This window comes from Dyella caseinilytica, from assembly GCF_016865235.1.
Taxonomy (GTDB): Bacteria; Pseudomonadota; Gammaproteobacteria; order Xanthomonadales; family Rhodanobacteraceae; genus Dyella_B; species Dyella_B caseinilytica.
Genome location: NZ_CP064030.1, coordinates 226,921 through 253,680, shown reverse-complemented (window position 1 = coordinate 253,680; position 26,760 = coordinate 226,921). Strand labels below are relative to the sequence as shown.

Annotated in this window: 26 protein-coding genes; 18 read left to right on the top strand and 8 right to left on the bottom strand. The window is 61.0% G+C overall.

Annotated elements, in window-relative coordinates; all coding sequences use genetic code 11:
* Nucleotides 1-37: 37 nt before the first annotated feature.
* Nucleotides 38-1,873, bottom strand: a complete 1,836-nt coding sequence (locus tag ISN74_RS01115; RefSeq protein ID WP_188796566.1) for a monovalent cation:proton antiporter-2 (CPA2) family protein — start codon at nucleotides 1,871-1,873, stop codon at nucleotides 38-40.
* Between the two features lie 123 nt (nucleotides 1,874-1,996).
* On the opposite strand from ISN74_RS01115, the gene ISN74_RS01110 reads away from it, so the two are divergent.
* From ISN74_RS01110 to ISN74_RS01095, 4 genes are all read left to right on the top strand, one after another.
* Complete coding sequence (locus tag ISN74_RS01110; RefSeq protein WP_188796564.1) at nucleotides 1,997-2,800, top strand: glutaminyl-peptide cyclotransferase; 804 nt, start codon at nucleotides 1,997-1,999, stop codon at nucleotides 2,798-2,800.
* A gap of 96 nt (nucleotides 2,801-2,896) precedes the next feature.
* Nucleotides 2,897-3,220 (top strand): ArsR/SmtB family transcription factor, encoded by a 324-nt coding sequence (locus ISN74_RS01105; RefSeq protein WP_188796562.1) that lies wholly within the window; start codon nucleotides 2,897-2,899, stop codon nucleotides 3,218-3,220.
* A complete protein-coding gene (locus ISN74_RS01100) occupies nucleotides 3,217-3,627 on the top strand; it encodes an SRPBCC family protein (protein ID WP_188796560.1) in 411 nt (136 codons plus the stop codon). Before ISN74_RS01105 ends, ISN74_RS01100 begins: the two co-directional genes overlap by 4 nt.
* 52 nt (nucleotides 3,628-3,679) lie before the next feature.
* Nucleotides 3,680-4,066 carry a DUF1801 domain-containing protein gene (locus ISN74_RS01095; protein WP_188796558.1) on the top strand — a complete coding sequence of 129 codons (387 nt, stop codon included), beginning with the start codon at nucleotides 3,680-3,682 and terminating at the stop codon, nucleotides 4,064-4,066.
* 195 nt (nucleotides 4,067-4,261) lie between these two features.
* Here the strand turns inward: ISN74_RS01095 and ISN74_RS01090 are convergent, their stop codons facing one another.
* Nucleotides 4,262-5,149 carry a LysR substrate-binding domain-containing protein gene (locus ISN74_RS01090; protein ID WP_188796556.1) on the bottom strand — a complete coding sequence of 296 codons (888 nt, stop codon included), beginning with the start codon at nucleotides 5,147-5,149 and terminating at the stop codon, nucleotides 4,262-4,264.
* Between the two features lie 107 nt (nucleotides 5,150-5,256).
* Here ISN74_RS01090 and ISN74_RS01085 point away from each other — a divergent pair, with 107 nt between their 5' ends.
* From ISN74_RS01085 to ISN74_RS01075, 3 genes are read left to right on the top strand one after another with little or no spacing between them, the layout of a single operon-like run.
* Complete coding sequence (locus tag ISN74_RS01085; RefSeq protein WP_188796554.1) at nucleotides 5,257-5,583, top strand: carboxymuconolactone decarboxylase family protein; 327 nt, start codon at nucleotides 5,257-5,259, stop codon at nucleotides 5,581-5,583.
* Nucleotides 5,580-6,152, top strand: coding sequence for a DUF4865 family protein (locus tag ISN74_RS01080; RefSeq protein ID WP_188796552.1), 573 nt, complete (start codon nucleotides 5,580-5,582; stop codon nucleotides 6,150-6,152). Before ISN74_RS01085 ends, ISN74_RS01080 begins: the two co-directional genes overlap by 4 nt.
* Before the next feature lie 23 nt (nucleotides 6,153-6,175).
* Nucleotides 6,176-6,556, top strand: coding sequence for a tautomerase family protein (locus ISN74_RS01075; protein ID WP_188796550.1), 381 nt, complete (start codon nucleotides 6,176-6,178; stop codon nucleotides 6,554-6,556).
* Nucleotides 6,557-6,636: 80 nt separating this feature from the next.
* Here the strand turns inward: ISN74_RS01075 and hemB are convergent, their stop codons facing one another.
* On the bottom strand, nucleotides 6,637-7,629 hold the full coding sequence (gene hemB, locus ISN74_RS01070) for a porphobilinogen synthase (protein WP_188796548.1): 993 nt from the start codon (nucleotides 7,627-7,629) through the stop codon (nucleotides 6,637-6,639).
* A gap of 212 nt (nucleotides 7,630-7,841) precedes the next feature.
* On the opposite strand from hemB, the gene ISN74_RS01065 reads away from it, so the two are divergent.
* The 4 genes from ISN74_RS01065 to ISN74_RS01050 all read left to right on the top strand — a co-directional run bounded on the left by ISN74_RS01065 (nucleotide 7,842) and on the right by ISN74_RS01050 (nucleotide 12,152).
* A complete protein-coding gene (locus ISN74_RS01065) occupies nucleotides 7,842-9,368 on the top strand; it encodes a S53 family peptidase (RefSeq protein WP_188796546.1) in 1,527 nt (508 codons plus the stop codon).
* A gap of 106 nt (nucleotides 9,369-9,474) precedes the next feature.
* Nucleotides 9,475-10,485 (top strand): glucokinase, encoded by a 1,011-nt coding sequence (gene glk / locus ISN74_RS01060; RefSeq protein ID WP_188796544.1) that lies wholly within the window; start codon nucleotides 9,475-9,477, stop codon nucleotides 10,483-10,485.
* Between the two features lie 84 nt (nucleotides 10,486-10,569).
* Nucleotides 10,570-11,253 carry an HAD family hydrolase gene (locus ISN74_RS01055; RefSeq protein WP_188796542.1) on the top strand — a complete coding sequence of 228 codons (684 nt, stop codon included), beginning with the start codon at nucleotides 10,570-10,572 and terminating at the stop codon, nucleotides 11,251-11,253.
* 104 nt (nucleotides 11,254-11,357) lie between these two features.
* The gene (locus ISN74_RS01050; RefSeq protein ID WP_188796540.1) at nucleotides 11,358-12,152 is read left to right on the top strand and encodes an SEL1-like repeat protein; all 795 of its coding nucleotides are present in this window, start codon (nucleotides 11,358-11,360) and stop codon (nucleotides 12,150-12,152) included.
* 162 nt (nucleotides 12,153-12,314) lie between these two features.
* Here ISN74_RS01050 and ISN74_RS01045 read toward each other — a convergent pair whose 3' ends face one another.
* The 4 genes from ISN74_RS01045 to secB all read right to left on the bottom strand — a co-directional run bounded on the left by ISN74_RS01045 (nucleotide 12,315) and on the right by secB (nucleotide 20,609).
* On the bottom strand, nucleotides 12,315-15,626 hold the full coding sequence (locus ISN74_RS01045; protein WP_203546680.1) for an autotransporter family protein: 3,312 nt from the start codon (nucleotides 15,624-15,626) through the stop codon (nucleotides 12,315-12,317).
* A gap of 321 nt (nucleotides 15,627-15,947) precedes the next feature.
* Nucleotides 15,948-18,971, bottom strand: coding sequence for a DEAD/DEAH box helicase (locus ISN74_RS01040; protein WP_188799434.1), 3,024 nt, complete (start codon nucleotides 18,969-18,971; stop codon nucleotides 15,948-15,950).
* Between the two features lie 98 nt (nucleotides 18,972-19,069).
* Complete coding sequence (locus tag ISN74_RS01035; protein WP_188796536.1) at nucleotides 19,070-20,101, bottom strand: NAD(P)H-dependent glycerol-3-phosphate dehydrogenase; 1,032 nt, start codon at nucleotides 20,099-20,101, stop codon at nucleotides 19,070-19,072.
* A 10-nt stretch (nucleotides 20,102-20,111) separates the two neighbouring features.
* The gene (gene secB / locus ISN74_RS01030) at nucleotides 20,112-20,609 is read right to left on the bottom strand and encodes a protein-export chaperone SecB (RefSeq protein ID WP_188796535.1); all 498 of its coding nucleotides are present in this window, start codon (nucleotides 20,607-20,609) and stop codon (nucleotides 20,112-20,114) included.
* Between the two features lie 339 nt (nucleotides 20,610-20,948).
* Here secB and rpmB point away from each other — a divergent pair, with 339 nt between their 5' ends.
* The 3 genes from rpmB (at nucleotide 20,949) to ISN74_RS01015 (ending at nucleotide 21,940) form a co-directional block, all read left to right on the top strand.
* Entirely contained in the window at nucleotides 20,949-21,185 is a 237-nt protein-coding gene (gene rpmB / locus ISN74_RS01025; RefSeq protein WP_128899395.1) for a 50S ribosomal protein L28, read from the top strand.
* 10 nt (nucleotides 21,186-21,195) lie between these two features.
* Nucleotides 21,196-21,363, top strand: a complete 168-nt coding sequence (gene rpmG, locus ISN74_RS01020; RefSeq protein ID WP_126675274.1) for a 50S ribosomal protein L33 — start codon at nucleotides 21,196-21,198, stop codon at nucleotides 21,361-21,363.
* 160 nt (nucleotides 21,364-21,523) lie between these two features.
* Complete coding sequence (locus ISN74_RS01015) at nucleotides 21,524-21,940, top strand: thiol-disulfide oxidoreductase DCC family protein (RefSeq protein WP_188796533.1); 417 nt, start codon at nucleotides 21,524-21,526, stop codon at nucleotides 21,938-21,940.
* A gap of 101 nt (nucleotides 21,941-22,041) precedes the next feature.
* Here ISN74_RS01015 and ISN74_RS01010 read toward each other — a convergent pair whose 3' ends face one another.
* Nucleotides 22,042-23,241, bottom strand: coding sequence for a DesA family fatty acid desaturase (locus ISN74_RS01010; RefSeq protein ID WP_188799433.1), 1,200 nt, complete (start codon nucleotides 23,239-23,241; stop codon nucleotides 22,042-22,044).
* 170 nt (nucleotides 23,242-23,411) lie between these two features.
* On the opposite strand from ISN74_RS01010, the gene ISN74_RS01005 reads away from it, so the two are divergent.
* Genes ISN74_RS01005 through ISN74_RS00990 form a run of 4 tightly spaced genes read left to right on the top strand, consistent with a single transcriptional unit; the run spans nucleotide 23,412 to nucleotide 26,759 of the window.
* Complete coding sequence (locus tag ISN74_RS01005; protein ID WP_188796531.1) at nucleotides 23,412-24,164, top strand: ABC transporter ATP-binding protein; 753 nt, start codon at nucleotides 23,412-23,414, stop codon at nucleotides 24,162-24,164.
* The gene (locus ISN74_RS01000) at nucleotides 24,161-24,946 is read left to right on the top strand and encodes an ABC transporter permease (RefSeq protein WP_188796529.1); all 786 of its coding nucleotides are present in this window, start codon (nucleotides 24,161-24,163) and stop codon (nucleotides 24,944-24,946) included. Before ISN74_RS01005 ends, ISN74_RS01000 begins: the two co-directional genes overlap by 4 nt.
* A complete protein-coding gene (locus tag ISN74_RS00995) occupies nucleotides 24,946-26,268 on the top strand; it encodes a GldG family protein (protein ID WP_188796527.1) in 1,323 nt (440 codons plus the stop codon). The genes ISN74_RS01000 and ISN74_RS00995 overlap by 1 nt, the downstream gene beginning before the upstream one ends.
* Nucleotides 26,265-26,759: a hypothetical protein gene (locus ISN74_RS00990; protein WP_188796525.1), complete on the top strand. Its 495-nt coding sequence runs from the start codon at nucleotides 26,265-26,267 to the stop codon at nucleotides 26,757-26,759. Before ISN74_RS00995 ends, ISN74_RS00990 begins: the two co-directional genes overlap by 4 nt.
* Nucleotide 26,760 lies beyond the last annotated feature (1 nt).

Sequence of the window (26,760 nt, the reverse complement as noted above, 5' to 3'; positions counted from 1 at the left end):
TGGGTATTCAACTGGGATAGATCTTGGCCGCCTTTGATCAACGCTCGTTGATCAACGGCGTATCCGCATCCGGCCCCTTCTCGGGCGGCGCAGGGGTTTCTGCATCCGCCTCGAACAGCTTGTTGAGATCCTCGACCGCCTCGCGCGTGGTCTGCATCAGCTTCGCTTCGTCGTCGTAGACTAGATACTGAATCTTCATCAGCTCTGCATCCTTGCGGCGGAAGCGCTCGACCTCTGCGATGGCGTCCTCCGCCGTGAGGCCTAATGCCTCGAGCGCCTTGCGCGTCATCTTCAAACTGGAATAAAGCGTTTCGCGCACCGGTTCCTCGACACCCAGATCCATCAGACGCCACACATGCTGGCGGTTGCGCGCCCGCGCGATGACTTTCAGGTTGGGATAAAGACGCCGTACTACGCGCGCCACGCGCAGGCTCGCTTCGGGATCGTCGGTGGCCAGGATGAATACTTCTGCCTTGTCGGCCTGCGCGGCGCGCAGCAGTTCGGGACGTGCCGGATCACCATAAAAAATGTCGCCGGGACGACCAAAGCGCTGCACAAGTTCGAGCTGCTCGATCGAATGATCCAGTGCCACGAACGGAATCCCGCGCGTGCGCAACACGCGTGCAACGATCTGTCCCATGCGGCCATAGCCGGCGATGATCACGCGCGGGCGTTCGACATCGATCGTGTCGAAAGGACGCGTGGACGCTTCTTTCTTCTTCGCGCCGAGCACCTTACCGAGGACGGCAACCAGTACGGGAGTCAGCGCCATCGATAGCGTGATCGCAAGCACCAGCAACGCGCTTTGCTGCGCTTCGATCAAACCAAGCTCAGAAGCCTCGCGCAGCACCACGAACGCAAATTCACCACCGCAGGCAAGCAACACGGCCAATCGCAAAGCATCGGCTCGATGCAGGCCGCCCACGGTAAGCCCGAGCGGCCATAGCAAAAAGCCTTTCAGCAACAGCAGCCCCAGTGTCAGCCCAAGCACCAGCAATGGCGCTTGCACCAGCAGATGCACATGCATCGACATGCCGACGCTGATGAAGAACAGACCGAGCAGCAAGCCCTTGAACGGCTCGATGTTCGATTCCAGTTCGTGCCGGTATTCCGAATCGGCCAGCAGCACACCGGCAAGGAAAGCGCCGAGGGTCACTGACACGCCCGTCACCTCCATCAACAGCGCCGTGCCGGTCACCACCAGCAAGGCTGTTGCGGTGGAAACCTCCACCGAATCGGTACGCGCCACGAAGCGGAAAATCGGACGTAGCAGATAGCGGCCGCCGATCACCACTGCGACGATCACACCAATGGTGCGTAGCACCGCAGTAGGATCGATACCGTGCCTGGACGTGGACGCCAGCAATGGCACCGCGGCAATCAAGGGAATGGCGGCGAGATCCTGGAACAGCAGGATGGCGAAGGACTGGCGCCCGTAGGCCGAACCGGCTTCCTTGCGCTCCGTGAGAATCTGCAGGCCGAATGCGGTGGATGACAGGGCCAGGCTGCCGCCGACGATCGCGGCAGCGCCGGGCACCAAACCGAACCAGGCGTAAGCCACTACCCCGACCACGATGCTGGTCGCCAGTACCTGCAGCAATCCCGTGCCGAACACCGCCCGCCGCATCACCCACAAGCGCTGCGGCGACAATTCCAGGCCAATGACGAACAGCATCAGCACGACGCCGAACTCCGAAATGGAGGCGACGCCGCTGGCATTGCCAATCAAGCCCAGCGCTTCCGGTCCAATGGCGATGCCCGCCAGCAGATAGCCGAGCACAGCCCCGAGGCGGAAACGTTTGGTAAGTGGCACGGCAATCACCGTCGCCAGCAAAAAGACCACCGCGGCACGGAGGAAATGATGGCTATCCACGCTTGCTCCCCAAATGAATGCTCCCGATGACATCTTTGGGCCTGATTATTTCACGCGATGGCAGGCAAAAACGTAATAGCTTGCTGCTGACGCGTGCGCCATGACATGGGATGATCCAGCGCCATGAAATCACTAACCTTCTTGCTCGTATTTGCCCTCGCATGCTGCCTTTCTGTCGCCACCGCGCAGGAAGCGATTCCGGTCTACGGTTATCAGGTGGTACGTACCTATCCCCACGATACCGGCGCTTACACCGAGGGCTTCTTCTACCTCGACGGCTATTTCTACGAAGCCACCGGCAACGTCGGCGCATCGACGATTCGCAAGGTCGACATGAACACCGGCAAGGTGCTGCAGAAAGTCGACCTGCCACCGCCGGATTACGGTGAAGGCATCGTGGCGTGGAAAGATCGGCTGATCCAGCTGACCTGGCAGTCGCATCACGGCTATGTCTACGATCTGAAGACATTCAAACGTATCGGCGCCCCGTTCGATTATGACGGTGAAGGCTGGGCGCTCACCGAAGATGGCCATCACATCTACATGAGCGACGGCACGCCGACCCTGCGCATCCTCGATCCGGCTACGCTCAAACAGGTGGGCAAGATCGATGTCACGGCGGAAGGCCGACCGGTCGCCAACCTCAACGAACTGGAATGGGTAAAAGGCGAGATCTACGCCAATGTCTGGCTGACCCATTTCATTGCGCGCATCGATCCGGCCACCGGCAAGGTGGTGGGGGTGATCAATTTGACCGGTCTGGGGCCCAAGCCGGAAGAGACCCAGGATCCGAGCAACGACGTGCTCAACGGCATCGCCTATGACGCCAAGCGAGACCGTCTGTTTGTCACCGGCAAGCGCTGGCCGCTGATCTACGAGATCAAGCTGCTGCCGCCGCAACAAGCCAACCCGCCCGCCGGCAAGTAATGGATCGATGCGCGGCCATGCGCCGCGCGATGCTGTTGACTTATACATAACTCATTGGTTATATATAAATCCATAACCAAATGGTGATTAGTCCCCATGCCGAACGCTCACGATGCGCTCTTCAGTGCACTCGCCGATCCGACCAGGCGGGCCATCTTCGAGCGGCTGTGCCGCGAAGGTGAGCAGACAGTCGGCGCCCTGCAGGCCAGGGCCGGGGTCTCGCAACCAGCCGTTTCGAAACATCTTGGGATCCTGAAGGACGCCGGGTTGGTGCGCGACCGCCCTGAGGGTCGCCAGACGCACTACAGCGCGCAACTCAACGCCCTGGCCCCACTGGCTGACTGGACCAACCAGATGACTCGTTTCTGGCAAAACGGGTTCGATCGCCTCGAAGACTTGCTGAAAAGGATGGATCAATGAACAAGCTCTCGACCGAAACACTCTCCGTCGTCGTTGAACGCGAGATACCTCATCCGCCGGAAAAAATCTGGCGCGCACTCACGCAGCCGCATCTGATCGAAGAGTGGCTCATGAAGAACGACTTCAAGCCCGTCGTGAAACAACGTTTCACGCTTAGCGGGGACTGGGGCTCTGTCGACTGCCAAGTGCTGGAAATCGAGCCGAACAAGTCGCTCTCTTACACGTGGGCGGCCATGGGTCTGGAGAGTGTCGTCACCTGGACGCTCACTCCAACGAGCGCAGGCACCCATCTGCGGATGGAACATTCGGGCTTCCATGCAGATCAGCAGCAGGCGTACAAAGGCGCCCAATACGGTTGGCAGAAGTTCTTTGCGTCCATGGAGGAAGTGCTGGCGCGAATGGATTGAAGCCCGCACCGTGTCGCCACTTCACTAGTTTGCGCTTTAAGGAGAATCGATCATGCCCAAGAGTGAGCCGTCACCTGCTCAGCTGATAGATGCAAGGATCACAGAGCTCAATGACTGGCGCGGCGAGATGCTCAACCGGCTCCGCACGCTGATCAAGGAAGCCGATCCCGACGTCGTCGAAGAGTGGAAGTGGCGAGGTGTTCCGGTGTGGTCGCATGACGGAATCATCTGCACGGGTGAGACCTACAAGAACGTCGTGAAGATGACTTTCGCCAAAGGGGCCTCTCTGAAAGACCCTTCAAATCTCTTCAACGCCAGTCTCGACGGGAACACGCGGCGTGCGATCGACTTTGTTGAAAACGAGAAAATCAACGAGAAGGCGTTGAAGACGCTCATCCGTGCTGCGGTGGCCTTGAATCAGTCCAAGACGCGAAAGTAAAGCTCGTCGTCCCGGCGAAGGCCGTGACCTAGTGTCTTTGGAGGTCTTCAAGTCGCTGGGTCCCGGCCTTCGCCGGGACGACGCATTTTGGAGTTTCTACAAAGTGTCGTGCTTTCACACCATCTGCAACGCTTTGCAATGAATGGCGCCTCCCCGCGGCAATACACGAAAACACCACGAGTAGAAGGCACCGTACTAAGCCGCGATCGACTCGCGCAGCTTCTCCATGATCAACTCAGCAAGACGCCCAACCGCCGGCTCCGGCTCCGCTTCACTGCGGTAGAGGGCCAGACCGAGTTGCGGCAAAACCGGAAGGTCCGTTTCGTGCGCATCCAGCGTACGCACATCGGCCGGCAGGCCAAGCGGCGTGCGCACGCTCACACCCAGCCCCGCTTTCACTGCCGCCCAGTTGCCAGCCAAGCTCGGGCTGGTGAACGCGACGCGCCACGGAATACCCACATGATCCAGCGCCTGGGTCGCCGCCGTGCGCATCATGCAGGGCGCCTCGAGCACAACCAAAGGCACCGGCTCTCCGTGGCCGTACAACGTTGAGACCTGCTCATTGCCGCCAACGATCCAGCACATCGGCAAGATGTGCACATGCTCGGCATGCGGCACCGCCTCACTCGTTTCCCATGCCAGGGCAAGATCAAGCCGCCCCGTTTGCAACGATTGCATCAACACCGTATTGCGCGCGAGCTGGACTTCCACGCGCAGTCTGGGATGCGCACGCTTGAAGCGCCCGAGTACTTCAGGCAACAGGCTTTCCCCGAAGTCCTCCTGCAATCCCAGCCGCACGCGCCCTTCCAACTGGACGCCGCGCACCGCACTGACGGCCTCGTCGTTGAGCTCCAACAGCCGGCGCGCATAGCTGAGCATCACCTCGCCCGCCTCGGTCAGCGCCATGCCGCGGCCGGATTTGCGCAACAACGACGTGCCTGCCTGATCCTCCAGCTTTTTGAGCTGGGCGCTCACCGCCGAGGTGGAGCGGTTCAGGCGATCGGCGGCCTTGGCAAAACTGCCCAGCTCGATGCCGGTGGCGAAGCTGCGCAGGACGTCCAGATCGAGGTTCACGCGGGTCATGGAAATCATCCCATTTTTTGGAACTATATATACTGAATTTCCCGATTTTCAATACGATGGTCGCTCGATAGGCTAGTTCCGTCAAGCCACCCTGCTCGGAGCTTCCCATGGCACACGATCCGCTTTACGGCCAGCACTCCCTTGGCGACATCGCCCCGAAACTGGCCGAACTCACAGACCAGACCTTGTTTGGCGATATCTGGCAGCGCCCGGGCCTCACGCCTCGCGAACGCAGCCTCATCACCGTTTCGGCACTGGTCGCGCTCTACCGCATCGAGCAACTTCCCTTTCATCTGCGCCGCGCGCGCGACAACGGCATCGACCGCGACACGCTGGCCGAGGTAATCACACACCTGGCCTTCTATGCGGGCTGGCCATGCGCGGTCTCGGCGGTGTCGGTATTACGTACAGTCGACGGAGACAACACACCATGATCACCATGCAATACCGCATCGGCCTGCCCGCCGATTACGACATGGACATCATCCGCCACCGTATCGCCGAGCGCGGACACCTGACCGATGACTTTCCGCACCTGGCGTTCAAGACCTATCTCTACGCTGATCGCACCTCCACCTACGCAGCCGGCGGTGAGAATCTCTATGCGCCGTTCTACCTGTGGCACAACCACGAAGGTATGAATGCCTTTCTCGCTGGCCCGGGCTTCGCCGGTGTCGTGGAATCGTTTGGACGACCCGTCGTGCGCACCTGGTCGGTGTGGCGCGCGGAGACGGCATCCGATCTTTCCGCTGCGCAGTACGCCACGCGTGAGATCGCACCGATTTCTGCGCAGGCTGTATTGGCTGCCCTGCGCAGTGAGGAAGAAGCCAAAGTACAACATGATGTCGAACGCGGTGCGCTCGCAGCGATCAGCGCGTTCGATCCTACGTCGTGGACGTTGATGCGTTTTCGTCTCTGGCAACACATCGTGGATCGGCCCCAAGGACACGATGCCGACGTCTACGCAATCGGCCACATCTCGCAACCCTCATCCGCCCATTGAATATCCACCCACAGGAGTCAGCCATGCCTCTCGTTCGCATAGCCTTGCGCCGCGGCAAATCCGCCGCCTATATCGCCGCCCTGCGCAACGGCATCTACGCCGCGATGCGCGAAAGCTTCAACGTGCCGGACAAGGACCGCTTCATTATTGTTAGCCAGCATGACGCGGAGGAATTCGACTACGACCCCAGCTATATGGATATCGCACGCAGCGATGACCTGGTGATCATCCAGATCACCTGCAACAACACGCGCACCGTGGCGCAGAAGCAGGTGTTCTACAAAGCGGTGGCGGAGAAGCTTGCGGCAGATCCTGGCGTGAGGTCGGAGGATGTCTTCATCAATCTGGTGGAGACGGCCAAGGAGAATTGGTCGTTTGGGAATGGGATTGCGCAGTACGCGTGATCGGGGCGTGATGTTTGCCTCGCCGTTGGAGGCGTGACGTCAAGTCACGCCAGGCCAACCCGACCTACGCGTCGATCACATTATTCCCCACGCAACCAGCGCGCCGCATCGATCGCAAAGTAGGTAAGAATCGCATCAGCACCCGCACGCTTGAATGCGGTGAGCGATTCCATCACGACTGCTTTCTCATCCAGCCAGCCGTTCTGTGCCGCTGCCTTCAGCATCGCGTATTCGCCACTCACCTGATACACAAACGTCGGCACGCCAAAGGCATCCTTCACACGACGCAGTACATCCAGATAGGGCATGCCGGGCTTCACCATCACGGCATCGGCGCCTTCGGCGATGTCCAGCTCCACTTCACGCAGAGCTTCATCGCTGTTGGCGACATCCATCTGGTAAGTGTGTTTGTTGCCTTTGCCAAGGTTGGCAGCGGAACCGACCGCATCACGGAACGGGCCGTAGAACGCCGAGGCGTATTTGGCTGAATAGGCAAGAATGCGTGTGTGGATATGACCGGCGTGTTCCAGTGCTTCGCGGATGGCGCCGATGCGGCCATCCATCATGTCTGAGGGCGCAACGAAATCCATGCCTGCTTCGGCTTGCGCCAGCGACATCTTGATCAGCGCCTCGACGGTGGGCTCGTTCATCACGTAGCCGTGCTCGTCGATCAGACCGTCCTGCCCATGCGTGGTATACGGATCGAGCGCGACATCGCCGATCAGACCCAACTCAGGATATGTCGCCTTCAGGGCTCGCGTGGCACGTTGCATCAAGCCTTGCGGATTCCATGCCTCTGCCGCGTCCTCACTCTTGACCGACGCACCGGGCGACGGAAACAGCGCCAGCGCCGGAATGCCCAGACGGACGCATTCGCCCGCCAACTGCAACAGGCCATCGATGGAAACGCGATCCACACCCGGCATCGACGGAACCGGCTCGCGTTTGCCTTCGCCTTCGATCACAAACGCGACCATGATCAGGTCGCTGGGCAGCAGGGTGTGCTCACGCATCAACGCGCGGGAGAAAACATCGCGGCGCATGCGGCGCATACGGATAGCGGGAAAGTTCATGGGCAAGTCTCTGTCGATCAATCTGCGTAGTTTAGCGCCGCCGGCATTTTGTGCGTTCGGACACATCGCCGCGCCTCAATCGCTCAATCCATGAGATCACGGCCACCGACAATTGTGACCGGAGATAAACGCCTGTCCGCGCATTAGCAAGATAGACACATTCCGTGTGGCATCTTCGAGCCATGCATGTCCCCCTCGCTGGAGTCGCCCCCATGAGCCAACCCACCAAGCGTTCGCCGCACTGGACCTCGCCCGAAGGCATGAAATATCTCGGTCAACACGAAGGCACCGAGCCGATCGATGTGACCCTTGTCCTGCGACGCCGCTCGAAAACCGCACCACCGTCAGCATCATGGCCACACCGGCCGCGCTGGCAGCGAGGCGAATTCGGCCAGCATTACGGCGGCGATCCGGCCGATCTGGAAAGCCTGCGACACTTTGCGAAACAGTACGGATTGAGCGAGATCGACAACGATCTGAATCGACGTGTCTTGCATCTGCGCGGCACGCCTGCAGCGTTGGAAAAAGCATTTGCTGTAACGCTTGGTCAATACCAGTTCAACGATCATCCGCCATTTGTCGGCTGCGGGCATGCTCCCACGCTTCCTGCTGAAGTCATTGCCGTACTCGGCCTGGATCGGCGCCCCGTGGCGCAGCCGAGGTCACGCCGGGCGCAGGCCACGCCCAATACCAGCTACACGCCGATTCAGGTGGGCCAGCTGTATAACTTCCCCAGCGGCACGGACGGCACCGGCGAAACCATCGGCATTATTGAACTCGGCGGCGGCTACAGCACCAGCGACCTTAGCCAGTATTTTTCGAGCCTGGGCATCAGTCCGGAGCCGAAAGTCATCGCCGTTTCGGTGGCCGGTGGCCAGAATCAGCCCGGCAGCGGCGATGCCGACGACGAGGTGATGCTGGATATCGAAGTGGCCGGCGCCCTCGCCCCGGGCGCAACTATTGCGGTGTATTTCACCGCCAACACCGACCAGGGCTTTTACGAAGCCATTTCCCAGGCTGCACACGACACCACCAACAAGCCATCGGTGATTTCGATCAGTTGGGGCGGCCCGGAAGACGGCTGGAACAGCACATCGTTGAGCGCGATGGAAAGCGCGTTGCAGGACGCAGCCGCACTCGGTGTGACGGTCACTGTTGCCGCCGGCGACAACGGCTCCAGCGACGGCGAGACCGACGGCCAGCCGCATGTGGATTTTCCCGCCTCCAGCCCGTACTCGCTCGGCTGCGGCGGCACCACGCTGGTGGCCAGCGGCACCACCATCCAAAGCGAAGTGGTGTGGAATGAAACGGCCAGCAACGAAGGGGCGACCGGTGGCGGCGTCAGCGTCGAATACCCGCTGCCGACCTGGCAGCAGAATGCAAACGTGCCTGCTTCGCCCAGTGGCAGCAGCGGCCGCGGCGTGCCGGATGTCTCCGGCAATGCGGATCCGATGACCGGCTATCAGGTGCTGGTGGATGGGCAATCCCAGGTCATTGGCGGCACCAGTGCCGTGGCCCCGCTGTGGGCGGCACTGATTGCGCGTCTTAATCAGAAGCTTGGCGCGCCGGTCGGCGATATCCATGCGTCGATCTATCAGATTGGCGAATCGGCGTTCCGCGACATCACCCAAGGGAATAATGGTGCCTATCAGGCTGGCGTTGGCTGGGATGCGTGCACAGGGCTGGGTAGCCCGAATGGACAGGCCCTGCTGAATGCGCTGTCTGCACTGAAAAGCTGAGGCATTTGCGCCCTCTCCCGTTCGGGGAGAGGGCGTAACCGGCCCCCGCGCTGGACGAATCGCATGGCAGCAGGCAGTCTTGTCGGGTTAGCTGTCTGGAATTCCCATGGATCGCGCCACCCACACCCCGACCCTGCTTGCTGATCTTGGCGGCACCAACGTCCGCTTCGCGCTTGCCGATACGACCTCCGATTCACCGTTGATGCTCGATAGTGTTCGGCGCTACCGCGTGAAGGATTTCGACACGCTCGCCGACACCATCCGCCAGTATTTCACCGACACCGGCCATACGGCTTCACACGCGATCATCGCGGCAGCTGGCCGCATCGCCAATGGTGAAACGGTGAAAATCACCAACAATCCCTGGGCGGTTTCCGCGCACGGATTGCAGCAAGAAATGGGCTTTGACGGTGTGCAGCTGGTGAACGATTTCGCCGCTCAGGGCATGTCGATTCCGTTGCTGCAGAAAGACCAGCTCAAGGCCGTCGGCCCGGACCTGCTACCAGAACACGACAACAAGTCGTCGCAGACCTTCGTCGTGATGGGTCCCGGCACCGGCCTCGGCGTTGCGGGCCTCCTGCTGCGCCACGGCCACTGGATCGTGCTGGAAACCGAAGGTGGCCACGCCGGTTTTGCAGCACACACCGCGGAAGACGTGGAGATCCTGCATCGACTCAACGAACGCTTCGGTCGCGTTTCCAACGAACGCATGATCTGCGGCAATGGTCTGGTGAACCTGTACCTGGCATTGGCCGACATCGCCGGCCAGCCCGCCGAGGAATACTCGCCGGAAGACATCACCGCGCGCGCCACCGATAACAGCGACGCCCTGTGCGTGCGCACGGTGGAAACGCTGGCCGGTATTTTCGGCAGCGTCGCCGGCGACCTGGTGCTGAGCCTGGGCGGCTGGGATGGCGTCTATCTCACCGGTGGCGTGCTGAAGATCCTGATGCCTTGGCTGCAGAGCGGCGGCTTCCGTGAACGCTTCGAGGCCAAAGGACGTTTCCGCGACACGATGGAACGCGTGCCGACCATCGCGATCACGCATCCGGAACCCGGATTGCTTGGTGCAGCGGCGCTGGCAGTGCTCGAGTCCGGCCGGTCCTTGTCGCGATAAAGCTTTTGTAGATTGGATTACCCCGGACATCATCCGGGGTAACCTAACCTACGCATTACGCACATCACGCGCCGGAAATTTCCCATGCCACGTTCCAGCACCGCTTTCCTTTTCGACCTCGACGGCACGCTGATCGACAGCGTCTACCAGCACGTGCTGGCCTGGAAGGAAGCGCTGGATCGTGAAGGCGTTGTGCTGCCGGTATGGAACATCCACCGCAAGATCGGCATGAGCGGCGGCCTGTTCACCAATATCCTGCTGCGCGAAACAGGGCTCGACATTACCGAGGAACGCATCCTGCGCCTGCAGAAATGGCATGCCGAAGCATTCAACCGCCATCACACGCAAGGTTCCGTGCGACCACTACCCGGCGCGCGCGAGCTGCTCGATTTCCTCACCAAGGAAGGTATTCCCTGGGCGATCGCCACCAGTGGCCGCATGCAGACCGCCGCACACAATCTCGCCGCGCTCGGGGTCGATCCGGACAAGGTGCCGGTGGTGACACGCGACATGGTGCGCCACGCCAAGCCCGATCCGGATCTGTTCCTTGCCGCGGCAGAACGGCTGGATGTGGATATTCATCAATCGCTGGTCGTTGGCGACAGCATCTGGGACATGCTCGCCGCTCAGCGCGCACGCGCCCTGGGCATCGGTCTGCTATCGGGCGGTTATGGGCAAGATGAGCTGCAGCGTTCGGGTGCGTTCCGCGTGTACGACGATCCAGCCGATCTGCTGCGACATATTGACGAAGTCGCCGCACGCGACTGATTACATTCACACGCGTGGACAATGCGTGTGGATTTGACCTGGCAAGTCATCGAAAACGGTGCTTTCCCGTTATGCTGGCTTGGGGAAATGATTCAGGTAGGGGTATGTTGAAAACACCATTGCTCGCTTTGGGAGCGCTCGCCGCAGCGCTGTCGTTCACGACGATCGCATCCGCACAGTCTTCGGCACCAAGTATTACGGTGAACGGCGCCAAGCCCGACGCCGCGCAATACGAGCCCGCTCCGGACGATTCAAACCCACCTATTTCGGATAAGGATATCTACTGCCCGCCGGCCATCGAGCCGATCCTGCCGGGTGACTACTACGCCTGCGAAGCGCGTGCCGCTTACGGCCACGACAACGGCCCCAAGATGATCGACATGCTGCAGGAGTCGGCGTATTGGGCCAACAAGGATGCCCAGTATTCGCTCGGCCTGGCTTTCTTCAACGGCGATATACCCGAAGTGCCGCAAAACCGGCCGCTGGGCCTGGCATGGCTGGCGTTGTCCGCGGAGCGCAAAAAATCCGAATATCAGCTGGCTTACGCCGAAGCCCGTTCCAAATCGACGCCGGAGGAAGTCCGCCAGGCGCTTGTCCTGTGGCGGCAGATGCGAACGAAGTATGGCGACAGCGTGGCCGCGCCACGTGCCATTCGCCGCTTCAACCATGCGATCGAGCCGATCGACGAAGCGGCCAAAGATGGCGGCATCGTCTATATCCATGGATATGCTCCTTCTCCGCAGAGCGCATTCGCCGTTGCGAACAAACTCCACGAACAAGCCAGCAACGATTTCGACGATATCCATGGACAAGTCGTCGTCGGCAAGCCCGAATGGCTGCAAGCGCAACCGGCGACCACTAATGGGCCGCAGGCGAGCGGATCCTCACAGCAACCGTGAAGATATGTTGATCAGCCGCGCGAGCACAGCCCCAGGATCGGACTGATCGAGGCTAAGTTTCTCGCGCGTGCTGCCGCCTTGCAGCGTTCTCCCGATATCGCTAACTCATCAACGCGGTGGAGGCGCTAAATGCGCACATTCAGCGCCCTTTTTCACGACGCATCAGAAGTCGAAACGCAACCCCATATTTGCCTGCCAGCCGCGCAAGCCATGACTAGCAGTGCCGCGCCGATAATCGGCTTCGCCATACAGCGCCAGGTGTGAAGTCCATTGACTGGTCGCACCCGCACCAAGCCTGTAACTGTTACCCAGGCGCCCTCCGCTGAACACACCGCTTGCATCCCAAGCGCTGCTCGATGTGCCGATTTGCGAATCACCGCCGGTGGTACGAATGAAATCCGCGCGCAGATAAGGCGAGAAACGCGTATCGTCGGTTTTCACTAAACGAGCGCCCACGCGTGTTGCCGTTAAGCCACCCACATTGATCTGCGTGGAGAGGCCATCGGCATCTGCGAAGTCGTTGAACGTCAACGATTGATGCTTCAGCTGGGCTTGCGGTTCCAGTGACCAGCCCTTGCCAAGTGCGAAGGGGTAACCCATCTCCACCGAAGCAGTCCAGCTTCCCGCCCTGAGGTTGGCAACGGCGCTATTGCGGGCCTGCGTATCCACATCGCCCCGATAGTGCTCACCACCCAGCACCGCATCCACATAGAAACCATTGGCTTGCTGCCACGTCATCCAGGCCGACACGCCATGCGCGTCGTATCTACCTACACTGGCGCCGTCGGGCGCATTCGGTGTCACGCGTGTGGTGCCTTTGTCGAGGGCCCATCCAGCACGCAAGCTTGAATTATCAGCAGTCCAAGAGACGATGCTGCCACCCAACTGCAGCGCGTTGATCTGTTGATCGAAACCAAAACCGTAATCGGCAAAACCGAGATTTGACGAATACTGCTCCTGGCTACCGACGTAGCGCACGAACAGCTCGCCACCGTGTGGATCGCTTGGGGTAGCGTCGCGAATCTCGCCTAGGCGCTGATGCAAGGTGTCGATCATCGAATCGCCATAGTTCAACAAGGCTGTTGGCGCGACGATGTAAGAAGGCATTTGGGGCACCACCGCAGGACGAACACGTACTGGCGCATCCGGCCGACTTTCATCCTGAGGCGTGACGTTATTCGTCGACGCATCGGGGCTGCCATCGGCCTCCCCCACATAGGCGCTAGCCAGTCGATAGTCCCAATTGAACGTGCCAGAGTTCATTGCATTCTGGGCAGGATCCGTTTGACCGGGCTCGAATGCGTACAACGTGTATTTCCATGGACCGACGGCGGCGTAGCCATTCTTCAGCGCAAAGGCATCGGCACGCGAGGAACCGGCGACCTGCACCAGGGAAATGCCTTCGCTCGGGCTCACCGTGCCATCGTCGCTGGCACCCGTCGCCGCACCATCACCTTGCGGGGTGATGTCCAATAGCACCGTACCCGTCGTGGTGACGTTGCCGAGAATGAGCAAGCGATCGGTATGCTGATTGCCAAGCACTCCACCTTCGTTGAGCAGCGTGTTCATTCCGATCACACCACCCGCGCCCGATAGATCGCCGTTCACTACGAGCGTTTTGTAGTTGTCGCTCTCCGGTGGCGCAAACTGGATGGTGGAATTACTCAACGCCAGTTGACCCAGGGAGGAATCGCCCGTCATGACCCACAAGCTGCCGCTATCCAGCGACAACGTGCTCACCGCATTCTGCGTAGCGCCCGTCCATTTCGAGCCGTTACTCAACGACACCATGGTGTTGGCGGCTGGAATGGCGCCGCCGAGAAGAGACGGATCGAATACGATGTCGCCCTGGGCGTCTACGCTGTTGTCCATCGTCAACGTGACTTGACCGACCACATCGCGTACATCCAGCAAGACACCGCTCCCGCCGATAGCTTGCACGCCATTACTCAAGTTGATATCGGTATTTCCTGCCGCGGCCAATGCATGGGATTGCATACTGATAAGTGAGCCACCATCCATGCCGAAGGCACCACCTTCGCTAGCGGAAGTCGTCCCGCCGAATGCGATGCCGACGGCATCGATACCATCCGTCATCACGTCAACGCCGCGCAGACTCATTTGGCCGCCGTCCGCCACCGCAACGCCGTACGCACCCTGACCCGTGGTGTGAATCGTTCCGTTGAGCATGTTCACCACACCCTGAGCGTACACACCGTATGCCGTCGTGCCGCCAGTTTCGATGTTGGTGTCGGTCAGCAGAACCGTACTTCCCCCGCCAGTACGAACACCAACGCTCGTGTCACCCGTTGTCGCAATGGTGCTATCACTTAGCGATATTTGACCGCCCAGCCGTGCCCATGCACCAACGGCACCAGCGCCTTTCGTTTGAATGTCGAGATTTTCGCCGAAAATGACAGCGGCGCTGGAAGATTCTTGTGATGCATACAGCGCATGAGAGTTAGCACCCTCAGTGAGGATACTGCCGTTCGTCAGGGTGATCGTCGATGCACGATTGTCGAAACCCAGCGCAGTGCCGCCCGTGGTGTGGATATCGAAATTGCTCGCGGTGATGATGGTGTTGCTCGGCGCCCACACCGCATCGGCATTGTTACCGGCCGTGGTCACAGACACGCGATCGAGCGCAATCTGCGAACCGTCCTGATTCATGCTGATGCCGTAGGAGGAGGTGCCCGTGGTTTGCGCGCTCGCTCCCGTTACCGTCGCTTGCGCACCTTGCGTCAAGTAGATGCCGACCGATTGGTTACCTGACGTCGTGAATGAGCCACCGGTAATAGTGGCCGTTACGCCCGCACGCGATCCATCAAGATACACAGCATGTGAACTGGAACCTTGCGTCGATATCGACACCTTGTTGAGTACAACCTGCCCCTGCGCAGCGGGATCGAAAGTCGACGCATCAGCATAAACGCCGTAGGAAGTATTACCTATTGTGCTGATGCTGCTGTTTGCCAATAGCAATTCAGCACCACTGATGCGTGCGCCGTAACTCGCCCCGCCCGAGGTATTGATGGTAGCCCCGACGGCATTGATAACCGTGCCGGCATCCGTGCCGTATAAACCGTAACCGTAGTTTGCGGATGTGGTGATGCTGGTCCCCGCGCCTTGGGAATCACGCCCAATAGTGGCCGATCCGCCGGCCAGCGTATAAACCCCATAACCATATGGACCGCTGGTACTGATGCTTCCGCCGCTGAATACCAGCCAGCTGCCTTGACCATTGACCTGTGCGCCGATGCCGCTACTGCCGGAAGCATTCAACGACACACCGCCGTCCGCGGTTATGCTGCCCGCATTGAGCACGGACAGCGTTGGCAATGCGGACGTCACGTAGTTGTCTGGCGCGAGCAGGAGCGAAACACCATTGGCCACTTGTTGTCCGCTGGTCGCGTAGGATGCGTACGGTGCGAACAGGCTCGCTGAGATGGCGCCAACGAGGATGCGCCGGGTCATTCCGATGAACGTATTTGCAGAGTTGATCAAGGTAGGGTCCGTCCTAAATGGATACGCGCGGACACACGCTGACGACACACATCCGCGAGAAGAGAGTGCTGCAAGAACCATCCTGAACGACGGCGCACGAAAAGCCTCGTATGTCGCCCGATAACACGACGACATGCCATTGAACCTGTGCGATAGAGCTAGTCGCTTCGACGTTCGCGCGACAAGCTAAAGTAGAGACTTGGCGGGACCTATCTGACCGATCCTAAATTTCGAAAAAATCCGCGTGGAGCGATATGCCATCGCTCGCATAGCGCAGCGAAACGCATTCCATCAAGAAGGCGCCAGCAGCGCATCCAGGTCGGATTGATCAAAGCTGAGCTTCTCGCGCGTACCGCCACCTTCCAGCACCGCTTGTGCCAGTTCGGCCTTGCGCGCTTTCAGCTCTTCGATGCGCTCTTCGACGGTGCCCGCAGTAATCAGGCGGAATACAAACACCGGTTTGTCTTGCCCGATGCGGTGCGCGCGATCGCTGGCCTGCGCTTCGGCAGCGGGATTCCACCATGGATCGTAATGGATCACCGTATCGGCCGCGGTGAGGTTGAGCCCGACGCCACCCGCTTTCAGTGACAACAGGAACAGCGGTACGTCGCCATCCTGGAAACGCTGCACGGGTTCAGCGCGATCGCGCGTTTCACCGGTCAGCATCACGTAGCGGATACGGTGGCGATCCAGCTCGTTGGCGATCAACTTGAGCATTTCGGTGAACTGCGAGAACAGCAACACCTTGCGGCCTTCGGCCAGCAACGCGGGCAGCATGTCCATCAGCAATTCGAACTTCGCAGAGTCGCGCACGCCGCGTGCCGCTTCCAGCTTCACCAGACGCGGATCGCAGCAGACCTGACGCAGCTTGAGCAGCGCATCCAGCACCACGATGCCACTGTGCGCGATACCACGTTGTGCGATGACTTCGCGCAACTCATCGGCCAGCGACAAACGCAGACTTTCGTACAGCTCACGCTGACGGCCATCGAGCACGACGCGGCGCGTGATCTCGGTCTTGGGCGGCAGTTCCGACGCCACCTGCAATTTGGTACGGCGCAGAATGAACGGGGCGAGACGACGATTGAGTCGCGCCTGGCATTCTTCGTCGTGCTGCTTTTCGATCGGCACGCGATAGTGACGGCGGAAGGCGCCTTCATCACCCAGCAGGCCGGGTACTGCCAGATCGATCTGCGACCACAGTTCGCCCAGGTGATTTTCCAGCGGCGTACCGGTGAGACAGACGCAGCGTGGCGCACGCAAAGTGAGCGCAGCACGGCGCGCTTGCGTACGTGGATTTTTCACTTGCTGCGCTTCATCGAACACGATCAACGAGAAGGGCTGCTTGCGCAGCGTGACGACGTCGCGCGGCAACAAGGCATAGCTGGTGAGCACGATGTCCTGCGAAGCAATCTGCGAGAAGTCGCCGCTGCGTTGCGGACCATGCAGGGCGAGCGCTTTCAGCGAGGGTGCAAAACGTGCGATTTCCGCCAGCCAGTTGGGAATCAGGCTGGTCGGCACCACGATCAACGCCGGTTGCTGCAACGCGCCGCTTTCCTTCAGCGACAGCAGGTGCGTGATCAATTGCAGCGTCTTGCCCAGACCCATGTCATCGGCAAGCACGCCACCGACACCGGCTTCGGCCAAAGCATTCAACCAGCGCAAACCTTCGCGCTGATACGGACGCATTTCGACTGTGAGTCCGGGAGGGATGGCATCGCTGGCGCGCTCGGCCGCATCGCGCAGACGCGCGGTGAAACCACGCAGTTGTTCAGGTGCCTGCAACTCACCGCCACTCGGCAGCGCTTCGACAATTTCTTCCAGTCGACCTGCCTGCACGCGCGGCAGATGCAGTTTCTTCTTGGGCTTTTCCAGGTATTCGGCAAGCGGTGCAAGCAATCCGCGCAGCTCTTTCAAGCGCACGGGCACACGGCGGCGTTCATCCACCGGCGCATACCACACGGCATCTTCCGGCTCGTTCGGCGCCGGACTCAGGTTGAGTTGATGTTCGGCCAGCGCCTGCGCCACGGCGGGCAACAAGTTGCGGCGCTTACCTTCCACTTCGATGCCGATTTCCAGATCGAAAGCATGATCATCGGCATCTTCGACCGCATTGCCGTACCAACGTACCGGACCTTCCAGCACTTCGAACGGGAAGCTCGGCGCGTACTCGAGCAGGAAGCCTTCGGCCTCAAGCTTCGGCCGCAAGGCCAACCAGCGTGCCGGCGTATTGACCTCCAGCGCGCCTGCGTGCCCTTTGCCGGGGAACAGCCAGGCATCCTCGGGCAAGGTGTCGGCCAGATCCCAGGGCAAACCTTCGGTATCCACGCCAAGTGTCAGCCCCGCGCGCTCCAATTGCTCCATGGTGGAGAGCTCTTCGGCGCGGCGGCGCGTGATTTCCACCAATTGCCCGTTGCGTACGCGGCGCACCAAGGGCTCGCCGCCACGGCCGGGCAGGCGCTCTCCTGCGTAATCGAAAGCGAGCCGCGCGTACGCAAGCGGCGGCGTACCGGCAGCCAGTCGCGCGTGACGGGTCAATGCATGCAGGATGAGCACCGGCTTGGGCGCGTGCTCGGCCTTGCGCAGTTCATCGAACACCTGCGGCAACGGGATACGCTGCGCCAGCCGGCTCGAAGGCAGGCAGCCGCGCAGCGTACGGCTGTATTCGTGCTTGAGCGGTGGCAGGTCGAGCCAATGCGTTTCTTCTGGATCGGCCTCGAGATGGCCCAGCTCGGCGCGTTCGGCGTCGAGGTACCACAGACCATCCAGGCGCAGCAGGCGCTGGCTGTGTGGCAATGCGGGCAACAGCCGCTGGCTGCCGTCATGCTCCAGGTGCCAGTGCCAGTTGAGTTGATGCGATTTGCCGCGCGACAGGCGCAGACCAGCCAGCCCGCCGAGGAAGCATGGGGCGGTGTCGAGCATCTCGGCCAGCAAGGTGTTGCCGACGTGCCCGGTCAGCCGAGCGTAGCTGCGCGACTTGCGCAGGGTCTGCGGCAGGCCCAGCGCTGCGGTGGCAAGACGCTGCTCGTGGATCTGCAGCGCCGTATGCGCCAGCAGCTTGCTCTCCAAGGGTGCAGGCCGGGTGAAGCGCCCGTGCTCGGCAGGAACCAGCAGCACCGGCGCCGCGTCCAGGCGCGCGTAAGGCGCGCCGTCTTCCGGCATCACTTCGAAGAAGAAACCCAGCACGGCGTGCTCGTGCACGGCAGCAGCGGCAGGCTTTGCCAACAGCTTGCGCCATACGCCAGGCAGGCTTTCCTCGCGCTCGTCGCTCTGGGCGGAGGGATCGCCGTGGTGTTTCTCGTCCGGTAGGTGCATGCGCATGCGATCCCTGGAGCGATCAAAACCTTGAGCTTAGCAGCGATTCGGGTCCGTGCTGCAAGCAGTACGGACATCTAAATCAAAAGAATCAAAAGTCATGCTCGACGCGTTTCGAACAAGCCCTCCGGATACTCCGGCTTCTGCTCGCGCGCCATCAAGGCTTTGAGGCCTTCGACCGGCGTGACTTCGCCATGCAGCACGGCTTGCACACCCTTGCTGATCGGCAAATCCAGACCATGCTTCTCGGCCAGGCGCATCACTTCATCGGCTGTCACGACGCTTTCGACCACCTGACCGATCTGCGTCACCGCTTCATGAATGCCAATGCCCTGCCCCAGCGCGATGCCCAATCGGCGGTTGCGCGACAGGTCGCCCGTGCAGGTGAGCACCAGATCGCCCAGGCCGGACAGACCCATCAGGGTTTCCGGGCGCGCGCCGAGCGCCTTGCCCAGACGCAACATTTCATTCATGCCGCGGGTGATGAGACCGGCGCGGGCGTTGAGGCCCAGCTTCATGCCGTCGGCGACGCCGGTGGCGACCGCCAGCACGTTCTTCATGGCGCCACCGAGCTCCGCACCCAGCACATCGTTGCCGGAGTAGGCCCGAAAGTTGGGGGCATGCAGCAGGACGGCCAGCTCCTGGGCAAACGCCTCGCTTTCCGAATGCACGGTGACGGCGCTCGGCATCCCCGCCGCCACTTCGCGTGCGAACGACGGACCGGTGATCACCGCAGCTTCGCGCCCCGGCAGCTTTTCAGCCACCAGTTCGTGCAGGAAGCGTCCGGTACCCGGCTCGAAGCCCTTGGTCGCCCAGGCGATATTGGCCTCGGGGTCGAGCAGCGGCGCCAGCTCATCCAGCATTTCGGCAAAAGCGTGGCTGGGCACCACGATCAGCACGACCTTGGCGCCGCGCACAGCAGCGGCCAGGTCGGGCTCGTAGTCCAGTTCTTCCGGCAACTCCAGATCCGGCAGGTAGCGCTGGTTGCGACGCGTGGCTTTCATGGCCGCCAGCGCTTCGGCATCGCGCCCCCACAAGCGGGTGGGCACGCCGTTGCGCGCGGCCAGGGTCGCCAACGCCGTGCCCCAGGAGCCGGCGCCCAGAACAGCCATCAATGGCTGAGCACTCATAGCGGAGAAATCAGCTATTGAGCGTATGCGGCTCGCCAGCGACACGGCGCTGCTGCTCCGCGTACAAGGCTTCGAAATTGATCGGCTGGAGCAGGAACGGCGGGAAACCACCTTCCTGAACCAGGCTGGAGATCACCTGGCGTGCATAGGGGAACAGCAGATTCGGGCAGTAGCTACCGATGATGCCGGCGTGATCGGCCTCGCTAAAACCGGCAATGCCGAACAGGCCAGCCTGATGCACTTCGGCCAGGTAGGCGGTGCGGTCGTTCACGGTGCAGGTCAGGGTCAGGCTCAGCACGACTTCGTAGAGGTCGTTGCCCAGGCCGGTCGCGCGCTGGGTGAGATTCAGCTGGACTTGCGGCGCTTCGCTGATTTCGCCGACTTCCTGGAAGATTTGCGGAGCATTCGGAGCCTCGAAGGACACGTCCTTTACATAGATCTTCTGCAGCGCCAGCTGGGGCTGGCCGGCGGGGCCGTTGTTCTGGCCGTTGGCGGTGATTTCTGCCATGGGAATCCCTCGGTTCAAAATAGGTGCGCGCGAAGTGCGCAAAGGGGTGGATTGTTCCATATATCCTGGTCCGCCCGCTATGAGACGGGGTGGGGGCAACGCGCGGCATATCAAAGCCCCCACGTCACACGGCTGCTCAAAGATTGCGCACCCGCCTGATTTTCTGAGACAATGCGCGGCTCGCCCTTCTGTCGACCCGGTCTTCCGGGCATGTCCGCAACGCGATGCGGACCTCACGACTCCCGGCGAGAGCAAGACCTCCAGCATCGCGTGGCGCACAGCGCCGCTGGGCCGATGTCGCCCTGGCTAACGGGCGGTTTACGAATTACGGAGGTCATCATGGCCCGTGTATGCCAAGTCACCGGAAAGGGTGTGCAGACCGGCAACAACGTCTCGCACGCTAACAACAAGACCCGTCGCCGCTGGTTGCCCAACCTGCATGAGCGTCGGTTCTGGGTTCCCAGCGAAAACCGTTGGGTGAAACTGCGCGTCTCCAACCAGGCGCTGCGCACGATTGACAAGAAGGGCATCGAGGCCGTGATTGCCGACCTGCGTGCCCGTGGTGAAAAGGTCTAAGGAGTAAGTCATGGCTAACAGCAAGCAAGACAAGATCCGTCTGATCTCGTCGGCCGGTACCGGTCACTTCTACACCACGCAGAAGAACAAGAAGAACACCCCGGACAAATTTGAATTCAAGAAGTACGATCCGGTCGTTCGCAAGCACGTGATCTACAAGGAAGGCAAGATCAAGTAATTGATCAGCATTCCAAGCTTTAAGAAAACCCGCCCCTGTGGCGGGTTTTCTTTTATCTGCCTGACGCGCCCCAGACCGTTATGCTTCGGCCCGCAACACACGATGGCCGACAGCTGGCAAACTTGTCGCGTAAAGATAGTAACGGTGGAGATCGCGGCGAATGAGTCACTCCATAAGCTCGCCTATCGTCGTCTACGATGGCGTCTGCCTACTCTGTAGCAGATGGATCCGCTTTCTACTGGAACACGATCGTGAAGGTCGCTATCGGTTCGCCGCGATGCAATCGGACAGCGGTCGGCAGCTACTGATCTCTCATGGCCTCGACCCAGACTCACCGTTTTCCATGTTGCTGGTCGAAAACGATCAGGGCTACACCGATGCAACCGCGATCGCTCGCGTTCTTCGCACCTTACCGCAACGACGCTGGCATTGGCTGAGCGCAACGATCCTGGCGTTTCCACAAAAAATACGCGACGTGGCATATCGCTTCGTCGCACGTCATCGCTATCGCTTTTTCGGTCGCAGCGACCAATGCTTTGTGCCGACGCCCGAACAACGCTCGCGCTTTATGCCATAGGCGTGACCCCGCACCCTCAATTTGGCAAACGCAGTTCCACCGGCCACAAAAAAGCCCGCCGAATGGCGGGCTTTTGATTCTGATCACTCGCAGCGCTGAAATTAGGCGTTGCTGCCAACCAACGAATAGCTCTTCAAACGCTGGGCAAAATCCTGCAGCGCGCGAATGCCACTCTGCTCAGCCTCGGTGATCCACTGCTGCAGACCCTTGAGTGCCTGCTCGGCACCGCGCTGTTCCATCAGCTCGGCCAGGCGATTGCGGAAATCGCAGACGGTGCTGAGGGTCGGGCGCTTAGCCAGTACAGCCTGCATGCGCTCGTGGCCTTCGCCGTCGAGCCAGCGACCACCATCGGCGAAGGCGCGACGCAGACGACGCGGCACGGCCTTGATGCTTTCGCCGGCATGCTGCGCTTCGTCGGCCAGCGTCGGCACGATGACGTTGCGGTAGTAATCGGTCATCGCCTGGAAGCGATGGGTCAACACGGCCTTGAGGGTTTCGGCATCCGGCAGATGCACGTTGGGGCGGATGTCGAGCGTCGGCGCCACACGCAGCACCTTGGCAAGACCTACCGAACGCAGCACGCAGATCATCGCCCAACCGATATCGAACTCCCACTTGCGCAGCGCGAACTTGGCCGAGCTGGGGAAAGCGTGGTGGTTGTTGTGCAGCTCTTCGCCGCCGATCCAGACACCCCAAGGGACGAGATTCGTAGCGGTGTCGGAACTCTCGAAGTTGCGATAACCCCACCAGTGGCCGACACCGTTGACGAAGCCGGCGGCCCAGAACGGGATCCACGCCATCTGCACCGCCCACACGGCCGCACCGATCACGCCGAACAGCGCGAGGTTGATGATGAGCATCAGCGACGGGCCCCAGTACGGATGACCGCTGTAGAGCTTGCGCTCGATCCAGTCGTCCGGTGTGCCGCGGCCGTACTTCTCCAGGTCCTCCTTCACTTCGCTGGCATCGCGATACAAACCGACGCCATCCCAGAAGACTTTCTTGAGACCGTAGATCTGCGGGCTGTGCGGATCTTCCTCGGTTTCCACCTTGGCGTGGTGCTTGCGATGCACCGCAACCCACTCCTTGGTGACCATGCCCGTGGTGAGCCAGCCCCAGAAGCGGAAGAAGTGCGAAATGGACGCATGCAGGTCGACGCCACGATGCGTCTGGCAGCGATGCAGGTAGAGCGTGACGGTGAAGATGGTGATCTGGGTGACTACCAGCAGGTAGACAACGATCCCCACCCACCCGGCGCCAGTTACGCCGTTGGAAAGGAACTGCAGCACAGCATCTAACATCTTGGATATACCCGGAAGCGTTGAAAAAGCAGTGTAGTCGAGGGTGGCCGTACCCACCAGCATGGTAGCCATGCTAGCTCGCGGCCCTGTTCACTTCTGTTAAAGCCGAATCACAGCTTCGTGACGGCCTACGGTTGTGTAACGGATGGGGTCGCCCCGACAATCATGCAATGAACGCGCCGAAACCCGCTTTACCTCCCGTACTGCAACTCGAACAGGTCGTCCGGCACCGTGCCGGCCGCCCGGCCGTGCGCGACCTCAGCCTGGACCTGCAGGGCGGCCAAGTGCTTGGCCTGCTTGGGGTGAACGGCGCTGGCAAGTCGACCACGCTGTCGATGATCGCCGGCGCCCTGCGGCCTGATAGTGGCGCCATTTATCTGCAGGGTGAGGATTTCTCGGAACACCCTGAACTGGCCCGGCGGGTCATCGGCTGGCTGCCGGAAGGTGCCCCGCTGTGGCCGGAACTGACGGTGCGTGAACATCTTGAGGCGCACGGCCGGTTGCGCGGCATACAAGGCGCCCATCTCATCGAGGCTCGCGACGCCGTCCTCGAACGGCTGGAACTGACGGACCTGTCACGCCGCCTGGCGGGCGTATTGTCGCAGGGCCAGCGCCAGCGACTTGGGCTGGCCTGCGCCCTGCTGCATCGCCCGGCCCTGCTGGTGCTGGACGAACCGGCGAATGCCCTCGATCCGGTGCAGGTGGTCGCGCTGCGCAAGCTGCTGCGCGAACTGGCCGCCGATGGCACCGCCGTCATTCTTTCAACGCACCAGTTGGCCGAGGTCACCGCCGTATGCGACCGCGTGGCGATCTTGCACGAAGGCACGCTGCGCCACGACGCACCGCTGCATGCGGATCATCACGACGCCTTGGAAAAAACCTTCTTCGACATTGCCGTGGCAGGCAGGGCTCAAGCCGCATGATTCTTTTTGCTGTGACGCGGCTCGAATTGCGCCGACTGTTCGTACGCCCGCTCGGATGGATCATGGCTGCGCTGGCTCTGGCTGAGCTGGGTTGGCGCTTTGCGCTGCTGCTGCAGATCTTCCTGCTCAACCAGGTGCGACTGGCCGCACTGCCCGATGGCCCCGGCTACACCGATCTGGTGGCGGTGCGCATGTACAGCAGCTTCATCACCGGCAGCCCCTTGCCGTTCGGGCTGATCGAGCTGGCGCTGCTGTTGGTGCCGCTACTCACCATGTCGACGTTAGCCGGCGAACGCAGCGCTGGCACTTTGCCGCTGCTATTCGCCAGCGGACTCTCGTCGACCCAGATACTGCTGGGCAAATACCTTGCCGTGCTGATCTGGCTGGCGCTGTGGTTGCTGCTCGCGCTTGCCATTCCCGTGAGCCTTGCGCACGGTGCCACGCTGGACTGGGGCAAGCTTGCCGCCGCCACCTTAGGCACTTTTCTGGCGCTGGCGGTATTGGGCGCGATCGGCGTGGCTTGCTCCGCATTCGCCTCGCATCCTTCGGTTGCCGCCGTCGCGGCACTGATGGTGGGACTGGCGTTGAACTGCATCAATCTTGGTGCGCAGCTGGCTGGCGTCAACAGTGGCTTTCTCAACTGGCTGGCAATGAGCACGCATCAGGAAACCTTGTTGCGTGGGCTGGTATCGAGTGCGGATATCGTGTGGTTCCTGCTTGTCATCGCCGTGGCCTTGGCGCTCGGCGCGCAACGACTCGCTTCCGACCGGGAGCGCGGCTGATGAGTACCGTCACGCGTCGCCTCCACGGCTGGTTGTTCACACTGCTGGTGCTGCTTGGTGCACTCGCCATCGGCTACCTGACAGCCCGTCACGATCATGTTGCCGACTGGACTTACGGCAGCCGCGTCAGCATGTCGCCGGAAACAAGCGCTGTGCTGGCAAAACTGGATGGTCCGGTCGAGATTGTCAGCTACGCCAATCCGCAGGGCGATCTGCGCCAGACGGTCGCGGCATTCCTGCAACGCTATCGTCAAGCCAAGGCCGATCTGCACCTGAGCTTTGTCGATCCGCAGAAAGATCCCGCCGCGATGCGCAATCTCGGCATCACTGTCGACGGTGAGTTGATCCTGCATTACCGCAACCGCGAACAGCGCCTGGATGTGCTCACCGAGCGCAGCTTCACCAATGCGCTGGAACGCTTGGTGCGCGGCAACGATCGCATCATCGCCTTTGTTACCGGCGACGGCGAACGCCGCGCCGATGGCGTCGCGAACGCAGATCTGGGCACGTTCGTGTCGCAGCTTGAGCAGAGCGGCATGCGGGCTGTGCCGCTGAATTTCTCGCAGACGGCTGCGGTGCCTGATCAGACTGATCTGGTGGTGCTAGCCAGCCCGCAAGCGCCGTTATCAACCGGTGCGACCAAGTCGCTGGTCGATTACGTCAACAGCGGCGGCAACGTGCTGTGGCTGGCCGATCCAGGCAATCAGGACCCCAGCCTGCAACCGCTTGCCGATACGCTTGGCATTCGTGTGCTGCCGGGCGAACTGGTCGATGCATCTTCCGCCGCGCTCGGCTTGAAGGATCCGCGCATGATTCCGCTCGGCGATTATCCGCCCAGCCCGATCACGCTAGGTTTCACGCTTGCCACGCTGTTCCCCGAAGTCGCACCGTTGGCGGAAGTGCGCAAAAGCGAATGGCGAATCGCGCCGTTCCTGCGCTCCAGCCCGCAAGCAACCACTCAATCGCTCGACAGCTCGCCGGCCAATGCACTCAAAGGCCCCTTGGATTTCGGCTTTGCGCTCAGCCGATTGTCGCCCAGCCCGGCCAAGAGCGAGCAGCGCGTAGTGGTGATCGGCAACGGCGATTTCCTGTCCAACAGTTATCTTGGCAATGGTGGTAACCGTGCGCTCGGCGAGCGCATTTTTGATTGGTTGCTGGGTGACGACGAGCTGATCAACATGCCGCCGCGCGGCGCGCCGGATCGCGTACTGACGGTGTCTCAACAGGAACTCGACATTCTGAGCATCACCTTCATTCTCGTCATACCGGTGCTGCTGCTGGTGATTGGCGGCATCATCGCCTGGCGCCGGCGGCGCGCATGAAACGCGCAGCACGCCGGCAACTCTGGCTACTCGCTGCCGTCATCGTCCTGGTGGCCGCAGCATGGTGGCAGTTGCACAGCGATCAGCTTGCCGCGCCCGGTACCTTGCTGCCGATCAAACCTGATGCGATCACCCGTGTTGACTTGCAAATGGGCAATGCGCCGGCCGAACACTATGTGAAGCGCGGCGACCATTGGTGGCACGTTGACGAAACCGCCTCTGTCCGAGCCGACGACCTGCGACTGAGCGAACTGGTTCACATCGCTGCCGCGCCGGTGCAAAGCTGGGAGCAGGCAAACAATTACGACGCGACCAAAATTGGTCTTTCGCCACCTCAGGCCAAATTGGATTTGGACGGCCAAACGATTAACTTCGGCGGCATGACGGCCGTCGGCCAGAATGCTTATGTACGCGTTGGCGAACGCGTAGGCATCGTATCCTTGCGCTATATGCCGCGTTCAGCGCAAAGCCAGAACATCAAGGCCGAATGAC